The sequence below is a fragment of the Nocardiopsis quinghaiensis genome (assembly GCF_008638365.1).
GTDB classification, from domain to species: domain Bacteria; phylum Actinomycetota; class Actinomycetes; order Streptosporangiales; family Streptosporangiaceae; genus Nocardiopsis; species Nocardiopsis quinghaiensis.
In genome coordinates this window covers 256,535-279,527 of record NZ_VWVU01000005.1, presented here as the reverse complement: position 1 = coordinate 279,527, position 22,993 = coordinate 256,535, and the positions used below count along the sequence as shown (strand labels likewise).

Genomic DNA, 22,993 nt, shown 5'->3' with positions numbered 1-22,993 from the left:
TCAGCTCCCTCCACTCAGGAACTGCTGCTGGAGCAGTGCGGTGTTGAGTTCGGCGTTGCGCTCCCCGTCGGGCAGGGTGAGCACGGGGTAGGCCTCCACGTTGAGGACCTTGCTGACCATCTTCACGAAGCGCACGGCTCGGTGGACCGCCTCGGGCTTGCCCGCCGCCCGTGCCACGGCGCTGACCGGCAAGCGCGGATGGGTCTCGTCGACGGCGGCGAGGGCGTCGATGACGGCGGCGATCTCCTCGGCGGAGGGCGCCTTGGCCACACGCTTGCGACTGATCTCGAACTGGGCCGACCCGATCACCTTGGCGCCCAGTGTGCGCGGGGCGAGGGCGTCGTCTCCGAACAGGGCGGGGGTCTGGTCGGGCACGGGCTGCTTGCGTGAACGCCCGCCTCCGGTGGTGCCTCCGGCCTTGCCGGGCGCGACCGGGGCCGTACCGGCAACGCCTGGGGCCTGAACGGCCGTCGCAAAGACCCCGCTCCTGACCGTGTCGTCCGCCGACGAGGTCGCGGCCCCTGTGAAGGCGGCTTCCAGGGGCTGGGACCACCACACGGGTTCCGTCCGGCCGGGGGCGAGCCGGTCCCAGCCCTTGGGCGCCTCGTCCGGAGCGGGCAGGAACACCAGCACGGGGATGACCATCTCGGCGGCGCTGAAACCGCCGTGGTAGCCCTCCTTGCGATCGGTGTAGCGGATGTCCTCCCGGTGGGGCACGACGAGGCGGCCGTCACCGAGCAGGACACGGTCTCCGGTCACCACGACCTCGCCCGTACCCGCCTCCCCCGTGCGGTAGCGGGCGGACTCCCCCGACTGCGTCCTGACGCAGTCCCCGCGGTCCCACACGTGCCCGTGGTCGGAGGTGAGCACGACGGGGCGCCCGGCCCGGGCAGCCGCGTCCAGCAGCGTCCCGAGCTTGCCGACGTGGTGCAGCTCCCAGATCTGGCTGTTGCCCTCGCGTCCCTTGGCGAGGGCGTCGTCGATGGTGTTGAGGACGACACCGACCACGGTGCCGGTGTCGTCGAGTGCCTCCTGCACCTTCAGCGGTAGGTGCAGTCCCGCACCGCTCTCCAGGTCGCGCTGGTGGTACAGGACCGCTTCGCGGCGCCCGAAGGCGGGTGTGCCCCACAGCTTGGTGAAGCCGGACCGCTCCTTGTCCTGTTTGCCGGTGGTGAGGCTGCCGGTCAGCAGGGAGGCGCGGGAGCAGTTGGTGGTGGAGGGGACGGTGGCCAGCGCTCCCTCCCGGTCGGCCGTCTCCCCGTTGACGCGGCCGATCTCGGCCAGGCGGCCGCGGGCGTTGACCTCCTCGGCGAGCTGCACGGCCACCTCGACGCTCATCCCGTCCAGGACGACGACCAGGGGCGCGCGGTCCGCCGCAAGCGGGCGGACGAACTGGGCGAGCAGGTTCTCGGCGCGCGGCTGGGCGTCGCTGGGGGCGTGGTTGCCGTTCCACCGGTTGACCACCCGGGCGAACTCGGCGTCGATCTGTGCCCGCCAGGCGCGGACCCTGCGGTAGAGGGTCTCCAGGGCCTGGTGGAGTTCGGGGATCTGGGTCCCGGTGTGCCAGATGCCGGAGGCGGCGCGGTCCACCCATCCGGTGTGGTGCACGTGTGTCTGGATCCATTGGTGGGCGGTGGTGGGGGTGTCGGCCCCCAGTGGCCGCTGCGCGGTCCCGCCCGCCAGCCGGCGCAGGAGTCGGACGGCGTCGAGCGCGGCCCGGCCCTCGGCATCTCCCGGGTCGTGGCGGCGGTGTCCTCGGAGCCGTTCCAGGGCCGCCTCCACCTCCCGCAGGTCCTGCGGAAGGGGCAGGGAGTCCTCCGCCGCGTCGTCGGAGCCGCCCAGGGCCAGGGTGATCTGGTGTCCCAGGTCGGCGAGGCGGCTGTGCAGGCCGGCGTCGAGCAGGCGGCTGGCCCGCGCGACGGGGACGGCGTCGAGCTCGGCGAGGAGTTCCTCGGCACGGCGGATGGTCTCGGCGGCCTGCGCCTGCTCGTGCCCGTCGAGCAGGCGCAGCAGGGCAGCGACACAGGCCAGGGAGAAGTCGGCCGTGTCCTCAGGCCCGGGCTGGTGCGCGCCGAAGTAGCGTTCCTGGGCGCGGATCCAGGCGGTGTGGGCGGTCTGGTCCTTCCTGGCGGCGTCGGCGAGTTCGGACAGGGCCAGGCCGATGGGGACGGCGTCCAGGACCTGGCCCCGGTCCAGCAGCCGGAAGAGCACCCGGGGGACGGCGCCGAGGCTGCGCTCCACGGCGGTGCGCAGCGCCTCGCGTTCGTCCTCGTGCAGACGGGTGAAGGCGGTGACGGCGTTGGGGTCGCGGCTCCACTCCAGGAGCGCGGCCCCGTCGATCTGGTCGCCCGGCTCGCGGCCGAAGCGGACGGAGACGGCGATGGACAGGGCCTGTTCGAGCTTGAGCACGCCCGCGCCCAGGCGCAGCGGCCGGGTGGCGCGGATACCGCGCAGGGTGTCGGCGAGCCAGCTCCAGTGCCGGGAGTACAGCCGGGGGTCGACACCGGTGATCCGAAGGTCGGTGGCGAGCAGCTCCCAACTGTTGAGGCGCAGGACGTCCTCTCCCAGGAAGCGGCCCAGCAGGGCCTCGCCGAACTCGGCGGGCTCACGCGGGGTGAGCAGGACCAAGTACTCGTCCGTACCACGGGGCATGCTGAGCGCGCGCACGGCGGCCAGCACGCTGTCGGCACCCGCCACACGCACCGTGAGGTCGGCGCCCTCGTGGGCGAGCGTGAGGGTCTCCGGTCCGTCCCAGTGCGGGTCCGCGGACAGAGCGAGTACACGGGAGGCGGAGGCGGGGTGGCCCTTGGACACCCTCTTGCGTTCGGCCTTCAGCACCCGCTCCAGCGCACTGAGCACGGCCTCCTCGGTGACCCGGCCCAGAGCCGGGGCCGCCGGGGCCGGACCGCTGCCGTGGACGGCGGTGCTCACTCAACCTCCCGAATGGTGATCTGGATGCTCTTGCCCGGGGCGATGTCGAGTTCGGCGCGCAGGTCGGCGACGGCCACGGCGACGTCGGTGTCGGCGTCGATCCGCACCCAGCGGTCGGAGGCGCGGACCGGGTCGGTCCGGCCGTCCTGTCCCGTGCCGGTCCCGGTGAGGTCCTGACCGGGACCGGAGCCGGTACCGCGGATCGGGGGCTGGGGGTCAGAGCTCGGGGTCTTCTTGACCAGGAGCGTGACGACCGCGCTGTTGGTGGCGCTGAGCACGGTGGCCAGGCGCTTGCCGTGCTCGTTGTGGCGCGCGGCCTCCTGGAGGTCGGCGAGGATACGGGCGGCCTGTTCGGATTTGTCCCCACCTTCCTGGGCGATCTGTTGGAGTGCGTCCAGCATGTCCCACTGGACGGCGCCCAACGCCTGGGCGAGGTTGGCCGCCCCGGCCATGCTGGTCTTGTACACGGGCGCCTCTTCGGGTAGGTCGGCCTGTCCGAGCGCGCTGACCAGCTCCGTGTCATCGGCCAGCCCGCGCAGCCGGGTCAGCAGCTCGTCGCAGGCCCTGGCCGTGCGCAGCCGTGGCGCCTGCTCGTCCAGGCCGAGCACACGGGTGTGCCGGGTGAGCTCCCTGACCAGGCTCTCCGAGGCCACCTGCCAGCGTCCGGCCTGCTCCTTGAGCTGTTCGGCCATGCGCTGAACGGCCCGGGCGTTGAGGACGGGCTGGCGGGTGAGCCCGAAGATCTTCGCGGCGCGCTCGTTGGCGCGGTCGAAGTCCTCCTCCGAGGGCAGTTCCTGGCGGCGCAGCACGATGTCGCCGCTGAGCTGTCCGAACCCGATACCGGTGTAGCGCTTGCCCGCGCGGATCCAGGCCCGGTCGCTCTGGATGGCGTAGACCTGTACGAGCAGGTCGACGACGTCCTCGGGCAGGCCACGGCCGTCCTCACGGTCGCGGATCCACTTCTTGAGGTCGGCGACGCGCACGTCGGTGGTGTCGGCCCGGTCCAGGCTCGCGTACCTGTCGAGCCTGCGCACCCACTCGTCGCGCAGCACGAACACCTCGGTGACCTTGGCGATCTCCAGCGGGTCGGCAATGCGCCGCAGGGCCGACAGGTCGGTCTTGGGCGGGGTGTAGTTGTGCAGTTTCTCGGCCTTGGCCGCCTCGACCGCGTTCAGGACCGTGGACAGGTCACTGCGGCGCACGGGGGTCTTGCCGGTACCGATGGAGAAGTCGGGGTGCCCGGGGTAGAGGTGGTCCAGGAGCTTGCGGGTGATGCGCTCCAGGGCGGCCGGGAACTGGCTCCCGGCCTCCAGCGGGATGTTCAGCGAGGGGGTCAGCGGCTCGATGTGGGGGTCGGCGGGTGCCCCGTAGTCGCTGTTGTCCCGGCCGGTCTCGATCAGCCCGTAGGCGCCGCGCAGCAGGGCGCTGATCTGGTTGGTGAGCTGGTTGCGCTGGTTGTCGAGCTGGGCGCGTGCCTCGCGCCGGTCGTCGCTGCTCCAGTCGGGCGCCTTCTCCTCGATGACGTCGGGCTGGAGGAGGTACTCCATCATCAGGATGCGGCGGGCGTCCTCCAGCCTGCCCGGGGACAGGAAGGTGGGCAGCCACACCAGGGTGGCGGGCGGCTCGGGGAACTCCTCGCGCAGCTTCTGGACCCGGGTCCGGTCCTCGGAGGGGTTGTGGTCCCCCTCGTCGAAGGGGTAGTCCAGGACGGTCCGCACGGCGTGGGGGGTGACGGGCTGGAACTCCTCACGGCCCATGTCGTCGGTGGAGCGCACGTTGCCGAAGACGATCTCGACGGTGCGCTGGGTGCCCCGCCAGACGACGTTGGTGCGCTCGGCCCCCTCGTCGAGCCCGAGCTCCTTCCACAGCAGGCGCTTGAACAGTTGGCGCAGGGCGTGGTCGTTGGCCGCCGGGTAGGCGCTGCGCATGAGCGACTCGGTGTCCACCCGCAGCAGGTTGAGGGAGACGGTGGGGTCGCTCTGGGCGCCCACCCGCACCTCGCCGAACTGGGCCGCCATGGCCTTGAAGAACTCGGCGACGGCGTGCACGTCCTGGCCGGGGCGGCGGGCCTTGACGATGCCCTGGTTGAGGGCGATGGCCCGGCCCGCGGTCAGGTCCTTCAGGGCGGGCACGTTGGGGGTGAGGGCGCTCAGCAGCAGGGTCTTGACGAGCAGGTCCTCCCTGCGGAACTGGGCGCGCACGTCGAGGTCGCTCACCTCGACCTTCTCGGCCTCGTTCCGCTTGCGCAGCCAGGGCAGGACCTTGTTGCGGTAGAAGGCGCGGATCTTGGCGTACTCGGAGCTGAGGTGGTCCTTGAAGGGGCGCTCCTCGCCCTCGAAGAGCACGTCGAAGAGCGCGCCGAGCGGCACCATCTGGCCGACGGGCAGGGTGGTGCGGTGCCTGACCAGCAGCAGGAGGAGGAGCCTGAGGGCGCTGCGCTGGCGTTGCAGGGCGCCGGACAGGTCCACCATGACGTGCAGCAGTGCGGGGCTGAACGGGTAGAGGGCCCGGAAGTCCTCCCAGGTGTTGGTGTCACCGCCCTCGGTGTCCAACAGGGCGTCGCGGACCTCGGCGCGGGTGTTGAGCACGCGCTCGAAGGCCGCGTCGATCTCGGCCGCGGCCTCCGCGTTTCGTGGCTTGATGAGGCGGTGGCGGACCACCTCGGTGAGGTTGGCGTCGGCGAGCTTGATGTGGCCGAAGCGCCCGTCCCAGTAGCTGATGGCCTGCGAGACGCCCTCGGTGCCGCCGCCCAGGCCCACGAGGTCGCGCAGGTCGCGCTGGCGCGGCACGAAGCTGACGATGGGCGCGGGCCTCTCACTACGGGAGGACTCCACGAGCTTGGCGATCTTCTGGATCTCGGCGTTGATGCGGCCCTCGTCGCCGATGAAGGCGGTGAAGCGCAGGATCAGCTCGTCCAAGAGCAGGACGACGGCGTCACAGTTGAGCTGTTCCTTGGCGTGACGGCTGATGATGGACAGGCCCTCGTCGATGGGGACGTAGGCGTCGCCGGAGTCGCCGACGGTGTCGGCGAAGCGCTGGAAGGGCCCCTTGAGCAGCGCGCTGATGAGCTCCTCGCGCAGGGACCGCTCGGCGCCGTCGCTGCTGCCGGGCAGGGCCGCGAAGGCCCGGTCGAGGATCTCGGTGGCCCACCTCTCGGGGCCGGCGTACTTGCCCCAGGAAACGGGGTCGGCGGCGGTCCCCTTGGCGCCGGAGTCGGCGGCGCGCGGCGGAAGCTGGGCGATGAGCGCCTCGTCGCCCTCCCGCTCACGCATGGCGCGCGCGTCGGCGAGCAGCCCGTCGGCCCGGTAGACGGGCGGCACGGGGGCGTCGGGGTACTCCGCGCGGACCTGGCGGACGTAGCCGCCCAGGATGTTGGTCTCCAGGGAGACCTCAGGGTCGATGAGGTGGCACTTGACCTCGACGAACTTCCTGTCGGTCAGCCAGGCGTCGTGCTTGGCGACGGTGTCGGCCAGCCCCTCCTTGCCGCGCGCGTCGGGGTGGTGGTCCAGGATCGCGGAGAGCACGGCCAGGAAGTGGCTCTTACCCACGCCGAAGGAGCCGTGCAGGTAGGCGGCCTGGGACTTGCCGTCGACAACGGAGGAGCGGATGGTCTCCAGGGCCTGGTCGAAGCACTCCGCGAGCTGGTCGGTGACGACGTAGGTGTCGATGGCCTGGGCCTGTCGGTGCGACGTGCTCTCGGTGAGCTTGACGACCAGGTCGCCGTCATGGACGGCTTCCGGGATGTCGATGAGGTCGCTGATGACCCGGCCGTTGCCGACCCGTGCGCTGTCAGTGCTGCCCGGTCCAGGGGGAGGAGTCGCCACCATGCACCTTTCTGCTGTCTACAGGGGGTGTGAACCACGTGCGGGCCACGGGGAGGGTGGGACGCGGTTCCCGAAGTTGTCTGGAGTTCCAGCCTATGCCGACGTGGTGACAGCGAGACACTGCGAAGAGCCCGGAAAGCACTGCCAGAAGGCCCTGTTGGAGGGCACCGCCGGGAGATCACCGACCGCTGCGCCCCGGGGAGACGGACAGGGGTACGGACAGCCGTGGCCGACGGGCTTGCGGCCGGACGACCGGGCAGCCGTCACTGGGCCGGATGGGTGGAACACACCCGTGGGACGGGTGTGCGGCCCCGCGGGTTGTCATCGCGGGGCCGCACACCTTCCGCCGGAGGGCTGGCGTCGGAAGCGGGTCAGGCCTTCTTACGCCGCCCCCGGGTGGTGGGAGCGGGCCGCCACTCCCGCATCTGTGAGTCGGTGATGCCGGTGGAGTTACGCAGGGCCGTGAGGTCCTCCTCGACGTGGTCGGCGGGGGTGTCGCCGTACTCGTCAGGCTCGGTGTGCCACTGCTTGACCCAGGGCAGCAGCTCGACGATCCCGGCCAGCAGCGGTTTCATCCGCTCCGGCTGTTCTGTCCAGCCGTCCTGTTCGAGCCGCTCGTGCGCCAGGGTGGCCAGCGCGTCGGCCTGCTGGGCGTGGTCCCAGCCCGCCCAGCCCAGGAGAAGAGTCGGGTCGGATTCGCCCTCAGCGCCGGGGTAGGAGATGAACCGCTCCTTGGGCACGTCGAGCTTGCCCCGGTTGGACCAGTAGGTGGTCTTCAAGAAGTCCGTGGACTTGTACTTGGGCGGAACCGGGATGTCGAGACGCTTCTCCGGTTCATCTTCCTCCAGGTCGGCGTTGAGGGCGTCCTCCTGGCGCTGGAGGTCCCACACGTGCTCCCAGTCCGCGCGCTTGCGCAGGCCGGAGTCCTTGTAGCGCAGCGCGGCGAGGTAGGGGACGTGCTCGGTTGCGACAATCTCGGCGATGACCTGTGAGAAGTCCTGGGCAGGGTCGTAGAGCGCGGCGACCTCGGCGGCCTCGGGGAAGAGGTCGCGTACCCGGTTGGCCAACCCGCGCACGGAGAGCGGACGGGCACGCTCGTCACCGTAGTCGTCGGTGGTGAACCACAGGCGCCGGTCTTCGCACTTGTCCAGCAGCCAGGACTTGAGGGCGGCCTTCTGCTTCTTCTCCCAGGGCTCGGACTGCCAGCGGCGCTTGAACTCGGGGCGCTCGATCAGGCCGATGTTCTTGTCGGACTCGATGAGTTCGATGCGCTTGGCCACGACGTTCCGATAAGCCTCGGGCCAGGAGGAAGGAATTTCGGTGATGGGCGTGGATCCGTGGTGTGAGAACCACTTGGTCTTCACTTCACTGGCAGCCAGCTTCCGAGCCAACACGATCTCGAAGGCCCGCTCCCCCAGGTTGATGGAGGGGATGTCGGCGGTTTCAGGGAGGGTCAGCTCGGCAAGCTGGGTGTCGGTGATGAGCCCGTATCGGTGGTAGACATCCCAGTCGAGCTCTTCCTGGAGAGCGATCATCCTCTGACGGGTGGCGGTGTACTCGGTGTGGGCTTCCCGGAGCCGGTCGGCGGTGGGGACGCCCGCCTCAGCAACGGCGGAGGGTTCGAGGGCAGAGAGTTTCTGCGCGAGGGAGTCGAGTTCCTGGGAACGCGCCAGCGGCAGTTTCTGAGGAAGCGGGAACTCTTGGAGCTTGGTACCGGTGAACTCGTAGCTGAACGACCATGGCTGGTCAGAGCTCCCGCCTCCGGAGTTGGCAGCGCCGCCCTTCTTCTGACTCACCTGCTTGAGCCAGAAGCACGCCGCTGAGGAGTTCAGCACTCCCAGCAACTCCAGATGCTGCTCCTCCGTCGCATCCTTCGGCAACTTGATCACTGGAGCCGAACGGTTGAAGACCTTCCCTCCCCGGTCAAGCACGAAGTGGTTATGCGTCGCCACGAAAGCAAAGGAAACAGAAAGAGGAATCCTATAACGACCCGAGAAGAACATTGAATATTCATACCAGCTCAACCCGCGCTCGATTTGTGTTTTTCCATACGCACTGCGCTCGCGAAGTATTGTCCTATAAGGCGAAAGGAAGCGAAGCGTACGCTCATCAGAAGCAGGCTTCAAACTCTCAGGCTCATAAGGCCAACAAGAGACAATCGAATTTTCCGCAGACCAATCCCGCACAAATTCGCCCTCCACAAGAGGGCGTTGATATTTTTCTTCCACCCCATGGCGATTCAGGGCGCCTTCGCCAACCATATAAGCACTATCTTCTCGCGTTACCGCGCCAAACCCTATCTCTTCAACTATCGACGACAAAACAGAGAAGGAAGGAGAATTTATTAGCGCGACTAGCTTATCCGCACCGCCACCGCTCAGACTCCAAGGATGCGACTTGAAGCTGTCCCACGGTAGATCTACGACACTAACCCACTCAGATTCCGCTTCGCCAGCCTCCCGGATCTGCTTGGCAATCGCAGACCAAACCAGCCCTTCGGCTGGAATCTCCGGCTGCTGCGGCTCTCCCCGAATTCCGAGCGCAGCTCGGATCGATCCTTTGTGCGAATTTTTCTCGTTCCTTCCAACAAGAATTACCGTGGGCGTACCATGCCCAGGAATGTAAGCACCCGAAGTATCGATCACATGTGTGAGGCGAACCTCGTTCCGAAAGAACTCCCCGATGAGCTTCTTCCCGAATTCCCGCTTCATGAAGGAGTTAGCAGTGATTTGCCCAACGAATCCGGCACCGACCCTATCACCACCCGCTCTCCTAGCGAGATTGAAGAATCGCTCCGAAAACGGCACCGAGAGAGCATACGAACCCGAGCAGGTATCATATCGATCTCGGTAGTTCTGGTTTTCCTGCTTGTCCTTGACGGTAATGTATGGAGGGTTGCCAACCACCGCATGGTAGCTGGCCACTCCCAAAAGATCGAATTTCTGGGCGTACTCACCAACATCCTCAGTTGAATATCGGTGAACATCATTAACGCTGAACAAATCATCTTGACGCTGTGGTGCTCCCCGCCCGTGCAGAAGGGAGTCCCCGACCGCCACTACAATGGGCCAGTCAGGGTTGCCCGGATTCAGACGCTTTATCCCACCTTCCTTCATGGCAGCGACAAGCAGTCGAAAGCGAGCAATCGCGACCGCGAAAGGATTCTTGTCAACGCCATGGACGCTGCGCAAGCTACGGCTAATCAGATCCCAGTCGGAAGCACCCGGCTCAGCCTCTCGCCACTTGGCAAGCAGTCGATGGAAAGCCCCTAGCAGGAAGTGTCCCGAACCACAGGTCGGATCAATCAGACGGAAACCCTTGTTCTCGGACTGGTAGATCCGATTACCATCAAGTCCGAACTCCTCCAGCGCAGGTTCAAGGGTGTAGTCGAGAATGAACTCTTCGACGAACTCCGGTGTCTGGAGCAGTGCGTATGTCTTGCGGGTCTCCTCGGACAGGTCCTGGTAGAGGTCCCCGAGGAAGCGGGTGTTCCACTCGGGATCGGTGAAGTCATGGACGAGGTGCCCGTCGTCTCCCACAGACCGCCAAAAGTCGATCAGGGCCTTGGCCGCCTGGTGAGACGGAGTGACGCTCCACATTGCGTTGTGCTTCTTGTCGAACAGCCCAGCCATCACCGATGACACGCTCATCTGCTCGAAGGCGTGCTCCAACCAGTCACGGTCAGTCCGCTCAGGAGCATCCGGGTTCTCGCTACGCCCTTCGAGGACCCAGGCGTCCTTGAGTTCCTGAGCGATGTTGTACCGGTCGTGCCCTCCCTTCGGCCCGGCGATGAAGGGCTGCTCCAGAAGCCCGTTGTCCTCACAGAAGCGGGCGAACACCGTCGCCAGCACCCACGCCACGGCAGCCTGGGTTACCTGACCCTCACGCCACGCGCCTTCGGTGATCGCGGTGCGCTCGCGGTCCCTGGCCCGCTGGTACTCGCGATTCAGAGCCGCATCGAAGGTCTCGGGATTGCTGTCGGGATTAGGCCCCTTGATAGCGGTGGGGTCCTCGCTGCGTTCCCGTAGGTCCGTTTCCAGCAAGCGGACTTGCTTCTGTAGGTCCTTCAGCAACAGGGCGTGATCGACCACGGGGGCTCCAGAACAACGATGAGGGACGGAGTACCTCTCCATTCTGGAGGCTGGGTGCACTTGCTCGCACCCAAAAAGCCCAACTTCACGGTTGGTACATGCCTCACCACCTCCTGGAACGGTGAAGCGGCGGTGACCGCCCTTGTTATGGAGCAGGCCACCGCCGCTGTGTGAGCCGACAGGTCAGGCGAGTGCGGATGCCGGTTCCAGGAGGCGGGCGAGGGTTGCGATGTCGGAGGCCTCAGCCAGGCCGGTGGACGAGGCCACCCAGTACGAACCGGTCTTCTCCCCGTACCAGATCACCAGGCACGGGTTACGGCGTTGGAAAGCGGCGGCGAGGGCGTGCTCGCGAGAGTACTCGGAGCGGTGCCCGCCCAGCAAGGGCAGGCGTGCGGCTCGGCGCCTGCGGCACGAGGGGTGCTCGCAGGCGGGACAGAAGGGCCCTTCCAGAGGGCGCCGCCGGGGCAGGGGCGGCGGGTTCAGGTACAGCGGGTCGCTGGAGGGGCGCGGGTCAGGGATAGGATGCGTCATCGATCCTGCTTTCTGAACATGTGAGAGTGTGCGGATTTTGGGATTGGAGGGCCCGGGAAGAGCGCGGCAACGCTCTCCTGGGCCCGTTTCACGTCTGGCGTGATGAGCCGCGCTCTACGCGGCGGTGTTCCACAGGTTGTCGGTCAGGTCGTAGGCCAGGAAGAACCACACCTGCCGGTACTCGGGGATGCCGTTGTCGCCCCAGGAGGTGGCCAGGGCGTTGACCAGGGCCAGGCCGCGCCCGGACTCAGCGGACAACTCCAGCCCGTTCGGGCGGGCACGCAGGTACGAACGCCGGTCGGACTCGGCCCGCGCACAGTTGCGCGCACCCTGGTCGCGGCAGGTCAGCTTCATTCCACCGTCGCGCCGTTCGCACTTGAGGGTGTAGGTGCCATAGGGCTCACCCGAGCGGCTGTGCGCGATGGCGTTGTTCGCGATCTCGGATCCGAGCAGGGTGAACAGGTAGCGGTAGTCCTCGGGCTGGGTGGCGGCGCAGGTGTTTAGGAAGGCGCGCACCAGCGGCAGGTACTGGACGGAACCGCCGAAGGAGTAGCAGCGCGCCTTGTAGCTGCGGACGTCGGCGTCGCCGGTGAAGTAGTGGCGGCAGCGTGGCGGGACCAACTCACCGAGCGGGACGGTTACCTCGGGCAGGCCGGTCAGGGATGCGGTTGCGGGCATGACGAACAGACTCCTTGCGTGGGTGGAGTGACAACGGGGGTTCGGCGTGCCTGCAGGAGTGGAACCTTCGCGTTTCCCCAGTGCAGGGAAAGGGGCACGGCGTAGCCTGACCAGAAGAGACTCTGTGTGAGCAACTGATCACTAGCCACGCCATGAGCTTAAGTGTGAGACTCAGATAAGTCAACGGTGAGAAGCGATTCTCGCATCTATTGGGCTACACTGGTGCCATGCAACGCCCTCACAGCCCGACGCTCCGCCGCCGCCGACTGTCCGCCGAGCTCAAGCGTGCACGAGCTGATGCGAAGCTCACCTCGACCCAAGCGATCAAGGCACTCGGGTGGGCCGCTGGCAAGCTCAGCCAGATCGAGAACGCTGAGACTCAGAAGGTCAAGCCTGATGACCTTGACAAGATGCTGGAGCTGTACAAGATCAGCGATCCAGCTAAGCGCGAAGCCCTGCACGCTTTGGCGCAAGACGCCAAGGTCCGGGGTTGGTGGTCGAAGTACCGGGAGGTGTTCGGACCTCAGTCACTCCCGGACTTCGAAGCGGAGGCCTCCGCCATCCGGACCTTCGAGGGACTGGTGATCCCTGGCCTTCTCCAAACACCTGACTACGCCCGCGCCGTGTTCCAAGGTGGTCGCTACACCAGCACGGAGGAGAGCGAACGCCGCGTCAAAGCCCGCATGGGACGACGCGATATCCTGACGCAGTTCAAACCGGCAAGTCTACGTGTCGTCCTGGATGAAGCAGCGCTACATCGTGTGGTCGGCAGCGCTGAGGTCATGGCTGAGCAGCTGCGTCACCTGCTTCACATGGCCAAGCTTCCCAACATCGACCTTCAGGTAGTGCCCTTCGGTTCAGGTGCGCATGCCGCATTTGTTGCCCCGTTCAGCATCCTGGACTTCCCAGACCCACTTGATGCCTCGATCGTGTTCGTGGACACCGCCTCAGGTGGCCTCTTTCTGGAAGAATCGGACGAAGTAGAAGCACACAGCGTCACCTTTGGTGACGTCCAAGGCTCTGCGATGAGCGCGGCACGATCCGCCGGGGTCATTACAAAAGTGCTAGAAGCCCTAGAGAGCAAACCATGAACGACCAGCTGATTTTCAAGAAGAGCAGCTACAGCAGCGCTCAGAGCCAGAACTGTGTAGAGGTCGCGCACATCCCTACCGGCTTCCGGAAGAGTAGCCACAGCGCGCACGGCCAGAACTGCGTCGAGGTCGCTGACCTGCCCTGCGGTGCGGCCGTCCGGGACTCCAAGCACCCCGCCAAGGGCCAACTCCCCTTCCCCGCCGCCGAGTGGACCATCTTCCTCCGCCCCGCCCGAACCGCCCAGAGTTGACCTCGGCGACACGTGGTGGTCGACGGGTAGTATCCCGTCGACCACCACACTGCTTCACTGCTTCTTGCCGCGGTTCCCCATCGACCGTCGGCTGCGCTACTCCGCCCTCGCCCTTCGACGAGTCTTCGGACTGGAATCGGTCAGCGGCGCCAGCCCCCTCGCCAGCTTCACCCAGACCCGAAATCTGAGCACACGGGTGACCGAGGACTCTTGCGCTCGCTTTTCTCGGAGTAGCAGTCCGGACGCCACCGAAGGAAGCCAGGCAAACCACCACCGTCCTCACCGCACATCAGCATTCAGCACCGGCATCAAATACCACGTCATCCGCATACTTCACCGGCATGGCCGCATCTTTCCGGCACGGGTTCCAGCACCCGCTCCGATCCATGTCAGCTTCGCTACCGAGAACACATAACCAGCCTGGCTCGACACGACCACCGTGGTATTTTTCTCGCACGCGCTCACCCCCGATTCCAGGAGCGCGTGGGAGGGCCACCATGACACGTCCCTGGGAAGCGGACCCGTCCGCTGACATGACACGGAGGCTGGGCAGGTCTCCAGCCGAACTGGGCAACACCGACAGAGCCAGCGGTTGCCCCGACATCTGGGAACTCGACAACGGCGACATCGCCGTGATCGGGCGGGACCTGACCGACGCCTACGCGGAACGTCTGCCGTCAGGTGCCGCCATCGCAGAGGACGAGCGTCTGGTCATCATCCCCCGCAACACCCTGATATCAGCGAAAGCGGACATCCCCGATGCTTGACACCATCGACGGCCTTTCCGGTGACCGGCTGGAGCTCGATCCCTATCTCGACGACTTCGACGGGCGTCTGGCCTCGCTCAGGAACACCGATGTCTGGAAGCTCGAACGGCGACAGATCTTCCACCAGCCGGAAAGTGACAGTTGGATGGCGTTCCGGGAGGGACGCCACGATGAGTCCCTCCGGCTTCTGGAGAACAACCGCTCCTCCTTGCGGGAGGAATTCGCCGAACTCGCCCGAGCGGGATGCGTGCTGCGACGAACCCGTGTCGTGGAGAAGCCTTTCACGACGTATCTGCTGTGGGAACTGCACTCCCTCCATCTGCGGGCCCAGTGCGGCGAGGACGTCCGGATCATCTCCCCCGAACACCTCGCGGCGTGGGAACACAGTGGCCAGGTACCCGAGATCGTCGGGCTCGGCGACGAGGTGACGTACAAGATCCGGTACGACGATCAGGGTGTTCTCCGTGGCGGAGTCCGGTTCACCGACCACGCCATCACCACACGGTGCCGCGCCGAGATCACCGCGCTCCACGAGACCGGCGAGGATCTGAAGCGCTACTTCCCGCGCGACGTCGAGGGAGCTGCGCTCAGCCGTGACTGATCGCAGGCCCTCCGTACCCGGTGAGGATCCCGACGAGCGACCCGGTACCAGTGTCAGTGCACAGATGGGCGCGGTCGCGGGCCGCGCGGTGCAGGCACGGGACGTCCGAGGCGGGGTGCACTTCCACGGTCAGGGCCCGACGGCGCACTCCGCTCCCGTACCCGGGCAGCTCCCCGGTGACGTGCATGGATTCGTGAACCGGGTGGGAGAACTGGAAGTGCTCAGCACCCATCTGCGCGCTGAGGACTCCGCCGGCGGCTCCGAGGCTCCCGTTCACGTCATCACCGGCACGGCCGGTGTCGGCAAGACCGCTCTGGCCCTGCACTGGGCCCACCGGGTGCGCGACCGCTTCCCCGACGGCCAGCTCTACGTGGATCTGCGGGGATACGGGTCCGGCCCACCGGTCGAACCGGACCAGGCGCTGGAACGCTTCGTCCGCGCCTTCGGGGTGCCCGTGGACGCCGTACCCGCGGACGTCGACAGCCGCTCCGCCCTCTACCGCTCCCTCCTGGCCGAACGGCGCGTGCTCGTCGTCCTCGACAACGCGGCGACCGCGGCGCAGGTACGCCCGTTGCTGCCCGGGTCCTCGGCGTGCGTCGTGCTGGTCACCAGTCGGGACCGATTGTCCGGGTTGGTCGCCAGGGACGGAGCGCGGCGTCTGACCGTGCGTACGCTGGAGCCGGCGGAGGCCGTGGAGCTCCTCGAACACGTCACCGAGAACCACCGGCCGCGCGATGAGCCACACGAAATCGCCGAGCTGGCCCGCCTGTGCGGAGAGCTACCCCTTGCCCTGCGTATCGCCGCCGAACGGGCCGCCGGACGACCCCACATGCCCTTGGCGGAGCTGATCCAGGACCTGCGGGACGAGTCCGCTCTCTGGGACGCCCTCGCCACCGACGAGGAGGAGGAAGCCGACGCGGTCCGCACCGTCTTCGCCTGGTCCTACCGGGCCCTACCGGAGGAGACCGCACGCCTGTTCCGGCTGCTCGGGCTGCATCCCGGCCACGACTTCGACGCGGGCTCCGCGGCCGTCCTCAGCGGTCTACCGGTCCGGCGGGCACGGCGCGTCCTGGACATGCTCGTGGGCGCACACCTGGTGGAACAGACCGGCCCGGACCGGTACCGCTTCCACGACCTCCTGCGTTCCTACGCGCTGGACCAGGCACGCCGCGAGGAGCCACCGGAGAGTCAACAGGAGGCCTTGGGGCGCCTGCTGAGTTGGTACCTGCGCACCGCTGACGCCGCAGCCAGGGCTGTGGACTCACCACTGCGGCAGCTGGAGCCGGACTCAGGTCCGATCGAGAGCGCTTCCGGTGGCATTCGCGAGTTCACCGACAACGCGGACGCGGTCCGATGGTTCGAAGCCGAGAGCAGGAACCTGGTCGCCATGGCCGAGGCCGCCGCCGGGGCGGGGATGGACGGAATCGCCTGGCGCCTACCGGTCGTACTGAGACACGTCTATGTGTACCGAACGCCCATGAGCGCCTGGATCGCCACGACCCTCCTCGGGCTCGGGGCGGCCCGGCGAGAGCAGGAGCACGCGGCCGAAGCGGACCTCCTGGAGAGTCTGGGCATGGCGTATGTGCAGTCCCACCGCATGCGGGAGGGCATCACGCACCATCGGCAGGCTCTTCGGTTACGGCAGGAGCTGGGTGACGAGCTCGGGGAGGCCATGTCGCTCAACGCGCTGGGGCTGGCGCATCTGCGCGAGCACCGGCTCGACGAGGCGCGCGGGGACTTCGAACGCTCACTCGAAATCGCCCGTCGTCTGGGCGAGTGGCGTTGGTCGGGGATCGCGCTCGGCAACCTGGCGGACGCGCTGCTCGATTCGGGGGATCTTCGTGCATCAGTGGCCCTGGCCGAGGAGGCTGTCGCGATACACCGCGAGACCGGCAACAGGATGAGCGAATTCGCCTGTCTGGTCTGTCTGGGTGCGGCATGGCGGGAACTGGGCTCGACCGACCGCGCGCTGTCCTACGCGCAGCGTGCTCTCGATGTCGCCCGGGAACTGGACAACCCGGTCCGGGAGGGGTTCGCGCTCCTGGAGCTCGGCAGGGCCCAAGCTCTGCTCGACCGACCGGAGGAGGCCCTGGCGAGTTTTCATGAGGCAGCTGCTCTGCACCGCTCGATCGGCGACCACGTGCGCGAGTCCGAGTCCTTCGAGGGCGCGGGCGATGTCTACCAGTCACTCGGACGCCTGGTCGAGGCAGCGCAGTTCTTCCGCCAGGCAATAGGCGGATACCGCAGGAACAAGGCCCGCTGGAACCTCGCGGTATGCCTTGACCGCCTGGCCGCCGTGGTGTCCCGGAACGGCGAAACGGAGGCGGCGCGCGGGCACTGGCGCGAAGCACTGGAAGCCCTGTCGGACCTGGCTGATCCCAGAGCCGAGCACCTACGTGAGACGGTCGCCGGCCGCCTCGGTGGTGCGACCGGTTGACGCCTTTCGAGGCGCAGCGGACTGCACGGGTGGGTCAAGACCTGTGCGCACGAGGTGCCAGGTACGGCTGGGAAGCCCGCGCTCTGCTGCTGCGCGCGATCGATGGGTTGACGGGCCTGCCCACCCTCACGCCGTAGCCCGCCCTCCCCCGGCCACCAGCGCCAGGATGTACCCCGGCCTGCGCAGATCCGCCCACGTGAAGCGGACGATACGCACCCCGGGATACAGCCTCTGCAGCGCGTTCTGTCGCTCCCGGTCCCTGGCCAGCGCACGCGGGGCGCTGTGCGGCCCGATCCCGTCCGCCTCACCGATGAGCCGGGCCCCCTCCCACCAGAAGTCCACCACCGCGACCGTCCTGCCGCCGGAGTCCGTGAAGCGGCGCTGGAGTTCGTCGGGAGGCAGCCCGCCGTCCCGGCAGATCAGCCGGATCCGGGTCTCCAGCGGACTCTGCGACCTTCCGTCGGCCAACCCCCACCACCGGCGCACGTCCACGCACCCCCGCCGCCCCCGCATCGCATCGTTCAGGGCCCCGATCTCCTGTTCCCTGAGTAGTCCCTGGTTGAGGGCGGAGTCCATCAGGCACACGGCGGTCTCACGCTCCAGCTCCGGCAGGGTGTCGCGCAGGGTCCTCCCGGGATCGGTAACCCTTACCCCAACCCCACCGGCCCCACCACCGCCACCAGCACCAGCACCAGCACCAGCACCAGCACCAGCACCAGCACCGACCACGGTGGTCTCCTCCGGCCGCACGTCCCAGCCGCGCAGTTCCACCCCGGCCAGTTGCCGCTGGACCTTCCGCTCCGGGACGGCCATGTGGACCACGCGCCCGTCCCACGGCTCCAGCCCCCGCATCCCCCACAGCCTCGCCGCGGTCCGACCGGCCGCGCACGCGGGCGGCCCCAGCGCGAGTTGGGCGGCCAAGGCCACGCAGCGCAGCCGGTCGAGGCGGTGCGCCTCCGGCATGAGGGACCGCACGACGTAGACCTCGCGGTGGGGGTGCAGCCACTCCCCCTGCCGGACCAGCCGCTGGAGGTCGTTCTTGGTGAGCCCGCACCCCCGGGCCTGGGCATAGGAGAGGACGCCGTACTGACCGATCGCGGTCACGGTGGCCGCGGCCATGGGGCTCTGGGACATGGGGCTCATGCCCTCAACTATCCGCGCGCACCGCCCCGGGCGCCACTGCAGTTCCCACCCCTGTGGACAGTCAGCCGCCATCCCTGGTGAACCCCCGTGCCAGAGGCACCCTCACCCGCCTCAGTGCTTCCAACCGGGGGCTACCGCGCTGCGCCACGACACCGGTTCACCCCACCGGCGCGGCCTCCGGTACCGCGAAGCCCTTCGGCAGCAGCACCTGCTCGACGTCGCTGATGATCCCCGCCGGGTGGCCGTCCAGGGTCGCGGGCCCTTGGGGGCCGCGCATCGGGCACAGCAGCCACAGTCCGTACGGGCTGGTGCCCGCCTCGCGTGCCTCCTGTACGAGGGCGCCCAGCAGGGCGCGGCCCGGCGCGTAGCGGGCCAGGGGGGTCGCCCGGTACAGCAGCACCACCGCGTCCTCGCCGGGTCCCGCAGAGCCCGCCGAACGCACCCGGTGGCCGAGCCGTTCGAAGACGTCTCCCAGCATGCGCTCGAAGGCAGCGGGGCGGCTGTTGTCGGCCTCGACCAGGACATCCCAGTTCAGGCCGCCGCCGATCTCGTCCAGTACCCCGTCGACGATCGAGATGAACTCGGCGGAGACGTCGAGGGGCACCACACCGGGGGTGTGGACCAGGGCCTCGGCGCTGCGCTCGGTGTCGGGCATCCACGTCTTGAGCGCACGGAAGCCCCCGCTTCCCACCGAGGCCTCCAACTGCTGCCAGGCTCTGGCGGAGGCGGCGTCGAGCTGCCCCGGAGCATGGTACGGCCCCGTGTGCGTGGAGGGCTGGTACGTGGTCAGCTCCGGCTCCAGGTACCAGTAGACGGTGCCCTGGTACTCGCGTTTGCGGAGCTTGGGATACTTGCTGACCAGCAGGTCCCACAGCTGACCGTCCCCGGGGCCCTCGATCGCGGGGAAGCGCGCCCTCACCCGGTCGCGTACCTGCTGCGGGGTGATACCGGGCGCGCCCAGGTAACCGACGGCCTGGGTGAGCTGGAGCGCCCGTTCCAGGTCCAGGTCGACCGGATAGAGCTCCAGCCGGGGCGTGACCTCGGCGCGGTTGGAGGCCACCGCGGCCAACTGCACCAGGTCGGTGTCGCTCAGGGGCTCCATCCCCTCGGGCGGGGTGACGGCGCGCAGCGCCTCCCGGACCGTGGCGGGGGTGGGCAGGGGCTCCCCGGGCCGGACACGAACCAGTTCGTCCGCACGGCGAGCGAGGGCCTCGGCGTAGTCGAACAGCTCCCCCTCCACCGGGACCGAGGGGTCGTCGTCGATGACCTGTGCGACCAGTACCTTGCGGTCGTAGCGGCGAACGACGAACCTCTGGTCGGTGCGGCGCTCCTCGCACTCCACCGCCACGCGCAGCGCCGCCATCGCGTAGGCGGCGCGGGCGTCCCCCTCCAGCGAGGTGCCGCGCAGGGTGAGCAGTTCCGCGGCGATCTGTCCTACCTCGCGGACACGGCCGTTACGGGCGAGGATCTCCACCACGTCGTCGCGGACCGAACTCAGGAGCGAGGCACTCTTGGACCAGTAGGTGACGGCGTGTTGCAGATCCCGGTCCACGAGTTCCTGGGGAAGCCCCACGCGCTCGGCGACCTTGCGGTGGGTGGGCCACCAGCCGGTGCGGGCCGCGGCCTTCTCGGGGATGCCGAGCAGTTCGCGCACCACCCGCACCCACTGTCCATTGGCCTCGGTGGAGGCCGGGATGAACTGGCGGATCACCTGGTCGAGGGTGGCCTTCCTCTTGTCGTCACCGTCAGCGCCACGGGGCAGCTTGGACCGCGTGGCGACCGCGTACTCGGCCACGTCCAGGCGCTTGCGCCAGTCGGTGACCGCTTTGACCAGTTCGTTGCGAGTGGGCAGGGATACACCGCGCAGGCGGTGGAGTTCCTGGACGGGTTTGGTGAGCAGGTCGCCCACCGTTTCGCACTTCAGTACCCGCGTGGCGGTGTCCAGGGCGAGCGGGGTGAGCCCGGCCAGGTGCAACGGCGTGTTCAGATCCGCGCTGTCGGCGTTGCGTCGACGGGTCTCCTCGTCCTCGACCACGGCCTCGGCCACCGGGGAGAAGGCGTTGAAGGCAGCCTCCCACGCACGGCGCATGTCCGAGAGCGTGGCGAAGCGCCGCTCCACCCGCCGGTGCAGCGCGCGGTGGAAGAAGGAGAGCAGGAGGGTCCGGTTCTGTTCGGGGAAGGCGTCCTCGGAGAGTTGCGGGAGCTCGACGTCGTCGGCCAGGAACTCGGGGCCGACCCCGTCGTCGTCCCACACGGGGAGCTCTCCGGTGGCCATCTCGTGCAGGGTCACGGCCAGGGCGTAGCGTTCGGCGAACTCGTCGTAGGGACGGTCCTGTCCCAGGAACGGATCGAGGTAGCCGCGGGTGCCCGCGGCGGTGTTCTCACGGGGTGTCCTGGACAGGGAGAAGTCGAAGAGCACCAGGGCACGGCCCTGCTTGCGGGTCTTGCGCACACCGAGGTTGGCCGGCTTGATGTCGCGGTGGAAGACCTCCTTCTCCTCCAGGTGCTCGACCGCGTCGAAGAGGTGCTGCCCGAACCGGAAGAGTTCGCCCGTACCCAGCGCCCCCTGGCGGGACAGGTAGTCCGCGAGGGTGCTCTCCCCCGCCCGTTCCAGGGGCAGGACGGTGCGTTCACCGATCTCGCGCACACCCGCCTCCTGGTCCGCTCCGGCAGAGGCCAGGGCCACGATTCTGGGACTGGATCCCACGATCCGGAGTGTCTGGGCCTCTCCCCGCAGCGAGGTGGCCGCCGAACCGGAGTTGAGGGCGACCTTGTGGACGACCTCCGCGTCCTTCGGTCCGCTCATGAGCAGGGCGCGCGCCGTGGCGCCCTTACCGAGGACCTCCCGGACCCTCCAGCCCTGTTCGGTCTCGTCGCCGGGTCGTGCGGTGAGCGGGTCGGTCTTGATCTCGGGCTGGGTCAGGTACTCCTCGACCTGGTCGAGTATGCGCAGGAAGGCCTGGACCGTCGACAGGCGGTCACCGGGGGAACGGCGGGTGGCCTCACGAACGAGTGTGTCCAACTGGGGGATGACGTCGTCGCTCACCGCGGCCGGGGTGAGGCAGCCGTGCTCCTGGATCTGCCGGCTCAGCTCGCGGCGGTTGCGGCCCGGCGGCCGACCGGTGAAGACGAGGTAGGTGAGCGCGCCGAGGCCGAAGATGTCCTGGGGTGCGGCCCTGCCCCCGTAGTCGGGAAACTCCGGCGCCAGATAGGCCTGGGCGGCGGCCTCGACGTGCGCGGCCAGGGCGCGCTCGCCCAGCGCGGCCTCCAGGTGCTCCGTCGCGCCCCCGCCACCGGAGGTGTGCCGCGTGTGTCCCCCGCTGCGCAGACGCAGGCTCTCACGGGAGGCCACCTGCCAGTCGGCGATGTAGAGCCTCGGGAAGGAGCCGTCCAGCTCCACCCACACGCTGCGTGCGGCCAGGGCACGGTGGAAGAGGCGGTTGCGGTGGGCGTGGTTGACCGCCTCGGCCAGTTGGCGGACCATCTCCATCCGGGTGTCGATTTCGAGGTCGTCCCCGTGTTCGGCCATGAAGTGGTCCAGCCGCGTCCAGGAGGACTGGTGCCGGAAGGCGATGCCCGGACCGACCTGGTCGACGACCCCGAAGTACTCGGCCTTGACGATTCCCTCGTGGGAGATGCCCTCCAGGGACATGTACTCGCGCTTGGCCGCCCGCTCGACCGAACGGCGGTCGTCCTCGCTGGGGGACTCGCCGTAGTGGTAGACGCGTACTCGGCTGCTGCTGCCCAACTGCTGGTGCCGGGCCCGGTAGTCGGTCCAGGTGGGTCCGCTGTCGAAGGAGCGCTTCTCCAGCGTGTACTCGCCCAGTTTCAGCGCGCGGTCCAGCGACTGGACACCGATCGTCTCCATCAGGAGTGAGACGTTCTTCAGAAAGCCCGGACTGACCGTGGTGTGGGGGCGGCCGAGCAGGCCGCTCCAGATGCCGTCCAGGCCGGTCTGGTCCTCCAGCCCCTCCCGGCCGTAGACCTCCGCCAACTGCACCTCGTCGAAGTCACAGCGCAGGTCGTCGGCGGAGAGGAAGACCGCGGCCTTGATGAAGGGGATCCGCACGTTGTCGGGCAGGCCCAGTTTCCTGGCCGCCCACTGGAGGCGGTCCTTGAGCTCCTTGGCCTTCTGCTCGGTCAGGTGCAGCGGGTTGGTGATGGTCTGGCGGTGGCCGTTGGTGAAGGTCCACTCACCGCCCCGGTTGGTGGCGCGTCCCGGGTTGCTCTTGATCTCGACGAGGAAGGCGCCGGTGGGGGTGACGGCGAACAGGTCGCACTCGCGGACGCGGTGGTTGCGCGCGGTGAAGGACATTCCCTGCCAGGCACGGTAGGGCTCCCGGTCGGGAAAGTACTCACGGATGTGTTCCAGGGCCGACTGCTCCCAGCGGAACTCCGAGGGTTTGCCCCACCATCGGTTCGCCATCCGGCCGCTCCCTCTCCAGTTCTGTCCCGCCTGACTGCCCGTCCAGCATAGGTGGCAGCGGTGACAGAGGCACGTTCGGACCGAGAAGGTACACGTGGCGGCTCGCGAAGAAGGTCGTGACGGGCGTTCCCCGCCGCCGAGTAGGACGCCTTCCTCACCATCGCCCGCGCCGAGCACCCGTACCCCACGCGCCATCACCCCACCTTCGGTGCCCCGCCCGCA

The 22,993-nt window shown here is 68.1% G+C and carries 12 protein-coding genes; 5 read left to right on the top strand and 7 right to left on the bottom strand.

The genetic code is table 11. The annotated features are described in order from the left end of the window. From pglZ to FYX01_RS13570, 5 genes are all read right to left on the bottom strand, one after another. Positions 1 to 2,931 carry a BREX-2 system phosphatase PglZ gene (gene pglZ / locus FYX01_RS13590; RefSeq protein WP_150241187.1) on the bottom strand — a complete coding sequence of 977 codons (2,931 nt, stop codon included), beginning with the start codon at positions 2,929 to 2,931 and terminating at the stop codon, positions 1 to 3. Next, on the bottom strand, positions 2,928 to 6,758 hold the full coding sequence (locus FYX01_RS13585; RefSeq protein ID WP_150241185.1) for a BREX-2 system ATPase PglY family protein: 3,831 nt from the start codon (positions 6,756 to 6,758) through the stop codon (positions 2,928 to 2,930). Before FYX01_RS13585 ends, pglZ begins: the two co-directional genes overlap by 4 nt. Positions 6,759 to 7,126: 368 nt before the next feature. After that, positions 7,127 to 10,846, bottom strand: coding sequence for a BREX-2 system adenine-specific DNA-methyltransferase PglX (gene pglX / locus FYX01_RS13580; protein ID WP_223830446.1), 3,720 nt, complete (start codon positions 10,844 to 10,846; stop codon positions 7,127 to 7,129). A gap of 183 nt (positions 10,847 to 11,029) precedes the next feature. Further along, positions 11,030 to 11,377 (bottom strand): hypothetical protein, encoded by a 348-nt coding sequence (locus tag FYX01_RS13575; protein WP_150241181.1) that lies wholly within the window; start codon positions 11,375 to 11,377, stop codon positions 11,030 to 11,032. Between the two features lie 114 nt (positions 11,378 to 11,491). Then, entirely contained in the window at positions 11,492 to 12,055 is a 564-nt protein-coding gene (locus FYX01_RS13570) for an ATP-binding protein (RefSeq protein ID WP_150241179.1), read from the bottom strand. A 227-nt stretch (positions 12,056 to 12,282) separates the two neighbouring features. Between FYX01_RS13570 and FYX01_RS13565 the strand changes: the two genes are divergently transcribed. The 5 genes from FYX01_RS13565 to FYX01_RS13545 all read left to right on the top strand — a co-directional run bounded on the left by FYX01_RS13565 (position 12,283) and on the right by FYX01_RS13545 (position 17,202). Beyond that, positions 12,283 to 13,146: a helix-turn-helix domain-containing protein gene (locus FYX01_RS13565; RefSeq protein ID WP_150241177.1), complete on the top strand. Its 864-nt coding sequence runs from the start codon at positions 12,283 to 12,285 to the stop codon at positions 13,144 to 13,146. Then, on the top strand, positions 13,143 to 13,397 hold the full coding sequence (locus FYX01_RS13560) for a DUF397 domain-containing protein (RefSeq protein WP_150241175.1): 255 nt from the start codon (positions 13,143 to 13,145) through the stop codon (positions 13,395 to 13,397). The genes FYX01_RS13565 and FYX01_RS13560 overlap by 4 nt, the downstream gene beginning before the upstream one ends. 497 nt (positions 13,398 to 13,894) lie before the next feature. Continuing rightward, positions 13,895 to 14,164 (top strand): hypothetical protein, encoded by a 270-nt coding sequence (locus FYX01_RS13555; RefSeq protein ID WP_150241173.1) that lies wholly within the window; start codon positions 13,895 to 13,897, stop codon positions 14,162 to 14,164. Then, positions 14,157 to 14,765 carry a DUF6879 family protein gene (locus tag FYX01_RS13550; protein WP_150241171.1) on the top strand — a complete coding sequence of 203 codons (609 nt, stop codon included), beginning with the start codon at positions 14,157 to 14,159 and terminating at the stop codon, positions 14,763 to 14,765. The genes FYX01_RS13555 and FYX01_RS13550 overlap by 8 nt, the downstream gene beginning before the upstream one ends. A 64-nt stretch (positions 14,766 to 14,829) precedes the next feature. Next, the gene (locus FYX01_RS13545) at positions 14,830 to 17,202 is read left to right on the top strand and encodes an ATP-binding protein (protein WP_150241349.1); all 2,373 of its coding nucleotides are present in this window, start codon (positions 14,830 to 14,832) and stop codon (positions 17,200 to 17,202) included. Between the two features lie 126 nt (positions 17,203 to 17,328). Here the strand turns inward: FYX01_RS13545 and FYX01_RS26175 are convergent, their stop codons facing one another. Continuing rightward, positions 17,329 to 18,345, bottom strand: a complete 1,017-nt coding sequence (locus FYX01_RS26175) for an endonuclease domain-containing protein (protein WP_223830445.1) — start codon at positions 18,343 to 18,345, stop codon at positions 17,329 to 17,331. A gap of 157 nt (positions 18,346 to 18,502) precedes the next feature. Next, positions 18,503 to 22,771, bottom strand: a complete 4,269-nt coding sequence (gene pglW / locus FYX01_RS13530) for a BREX system serine/threonine kinase PglW (RefSeq protein ID WP_150241165.1) — start codon at positions 22,769 to 22,771, stop codon at positions 18,503 to 18,505. Between the last annotated feature and the right edge of the window lie 222 nt (positions 22,772 to 22,993).

What these genes read in the sequence shown, in the direction of transcription:
- FYX01_RS13565 (WP_150241177.1), top strand. Translation starts at nt 12,283, where the DNA reads ATGCAACGCCCTCACAGCCCGACGCTCCGCCGCCGCCGACTGTCCGCC.
- FYX01_RS13585 (WP_150241185.1), bottom strand. Translation starts at nt 6,758, where the DNA reads ATGGTGGCGACTCCTCCCCCTGGACCGGGCAGCACTGACAGCGCACGG.
- FYX01_RS13560 (WP_150241175.1), top strand. Translation starts at nt 13,143, where the DNA reads ATGAACGACCAGCTGATTTTCAAGAAGAGCAGCTACAGCAGCGCTCAG.
- FYX01_RS13555 (WP_150241173.1), top strand. Translation starts at nt 13,895, where the DNA reads ATGACACGTCCCTGGGAAGCGGACCCGTCCGCTGACATGACACGGAGG.
- FYX01_RS13550 (WP_150241171.1), top strand. Translation starts at nt 14,157, where the DNA reads ATGCTTGACACCATCGACGGCCTTTCCGGTGACCGGCTGGAGCTCGAT.
- FYX01_RS13570 (WP_150241179.1), bottom strand. Translation starts at nt 12,055, where the DNA reads ATGCCCGCAACCGCATCCCTGACCGGCCTGCCCGAGGTAACCGTCCCG.
- pglW (WP_150241165.1), bottom strand. Translation starts at nt 22,771, where the DNA reads ATGGCGAACCGATGGTGGGGCAAACCCTCGGAGTTCCGCTGGGAGCAG.
- FYX01_RS13545 (WP_150241349.1), top strand. Translation starts at nt 14,830, where the DNA reads ATGGGCGCGGTCGCGGGCCGCGCGGTGCAGGCACGGGACGTCCGAGGC.
- FYX01_RS26175 (WP_223830445.1), bottom strand. Translation starts at nt 18,345, where the DNA reads ATGAGCCCCATGTCCCAGAGCCCCATGGCCGCGGCCACCGTGACCGCG.
- FYX01_RS13575 (WP_150241181.1), bottom strand. Translation starts at nt 11,377, where the DNA reads ATGACGCATCCTATCCCTGACCCGCGCCCCTCCAGCGACCCGCTGTAC.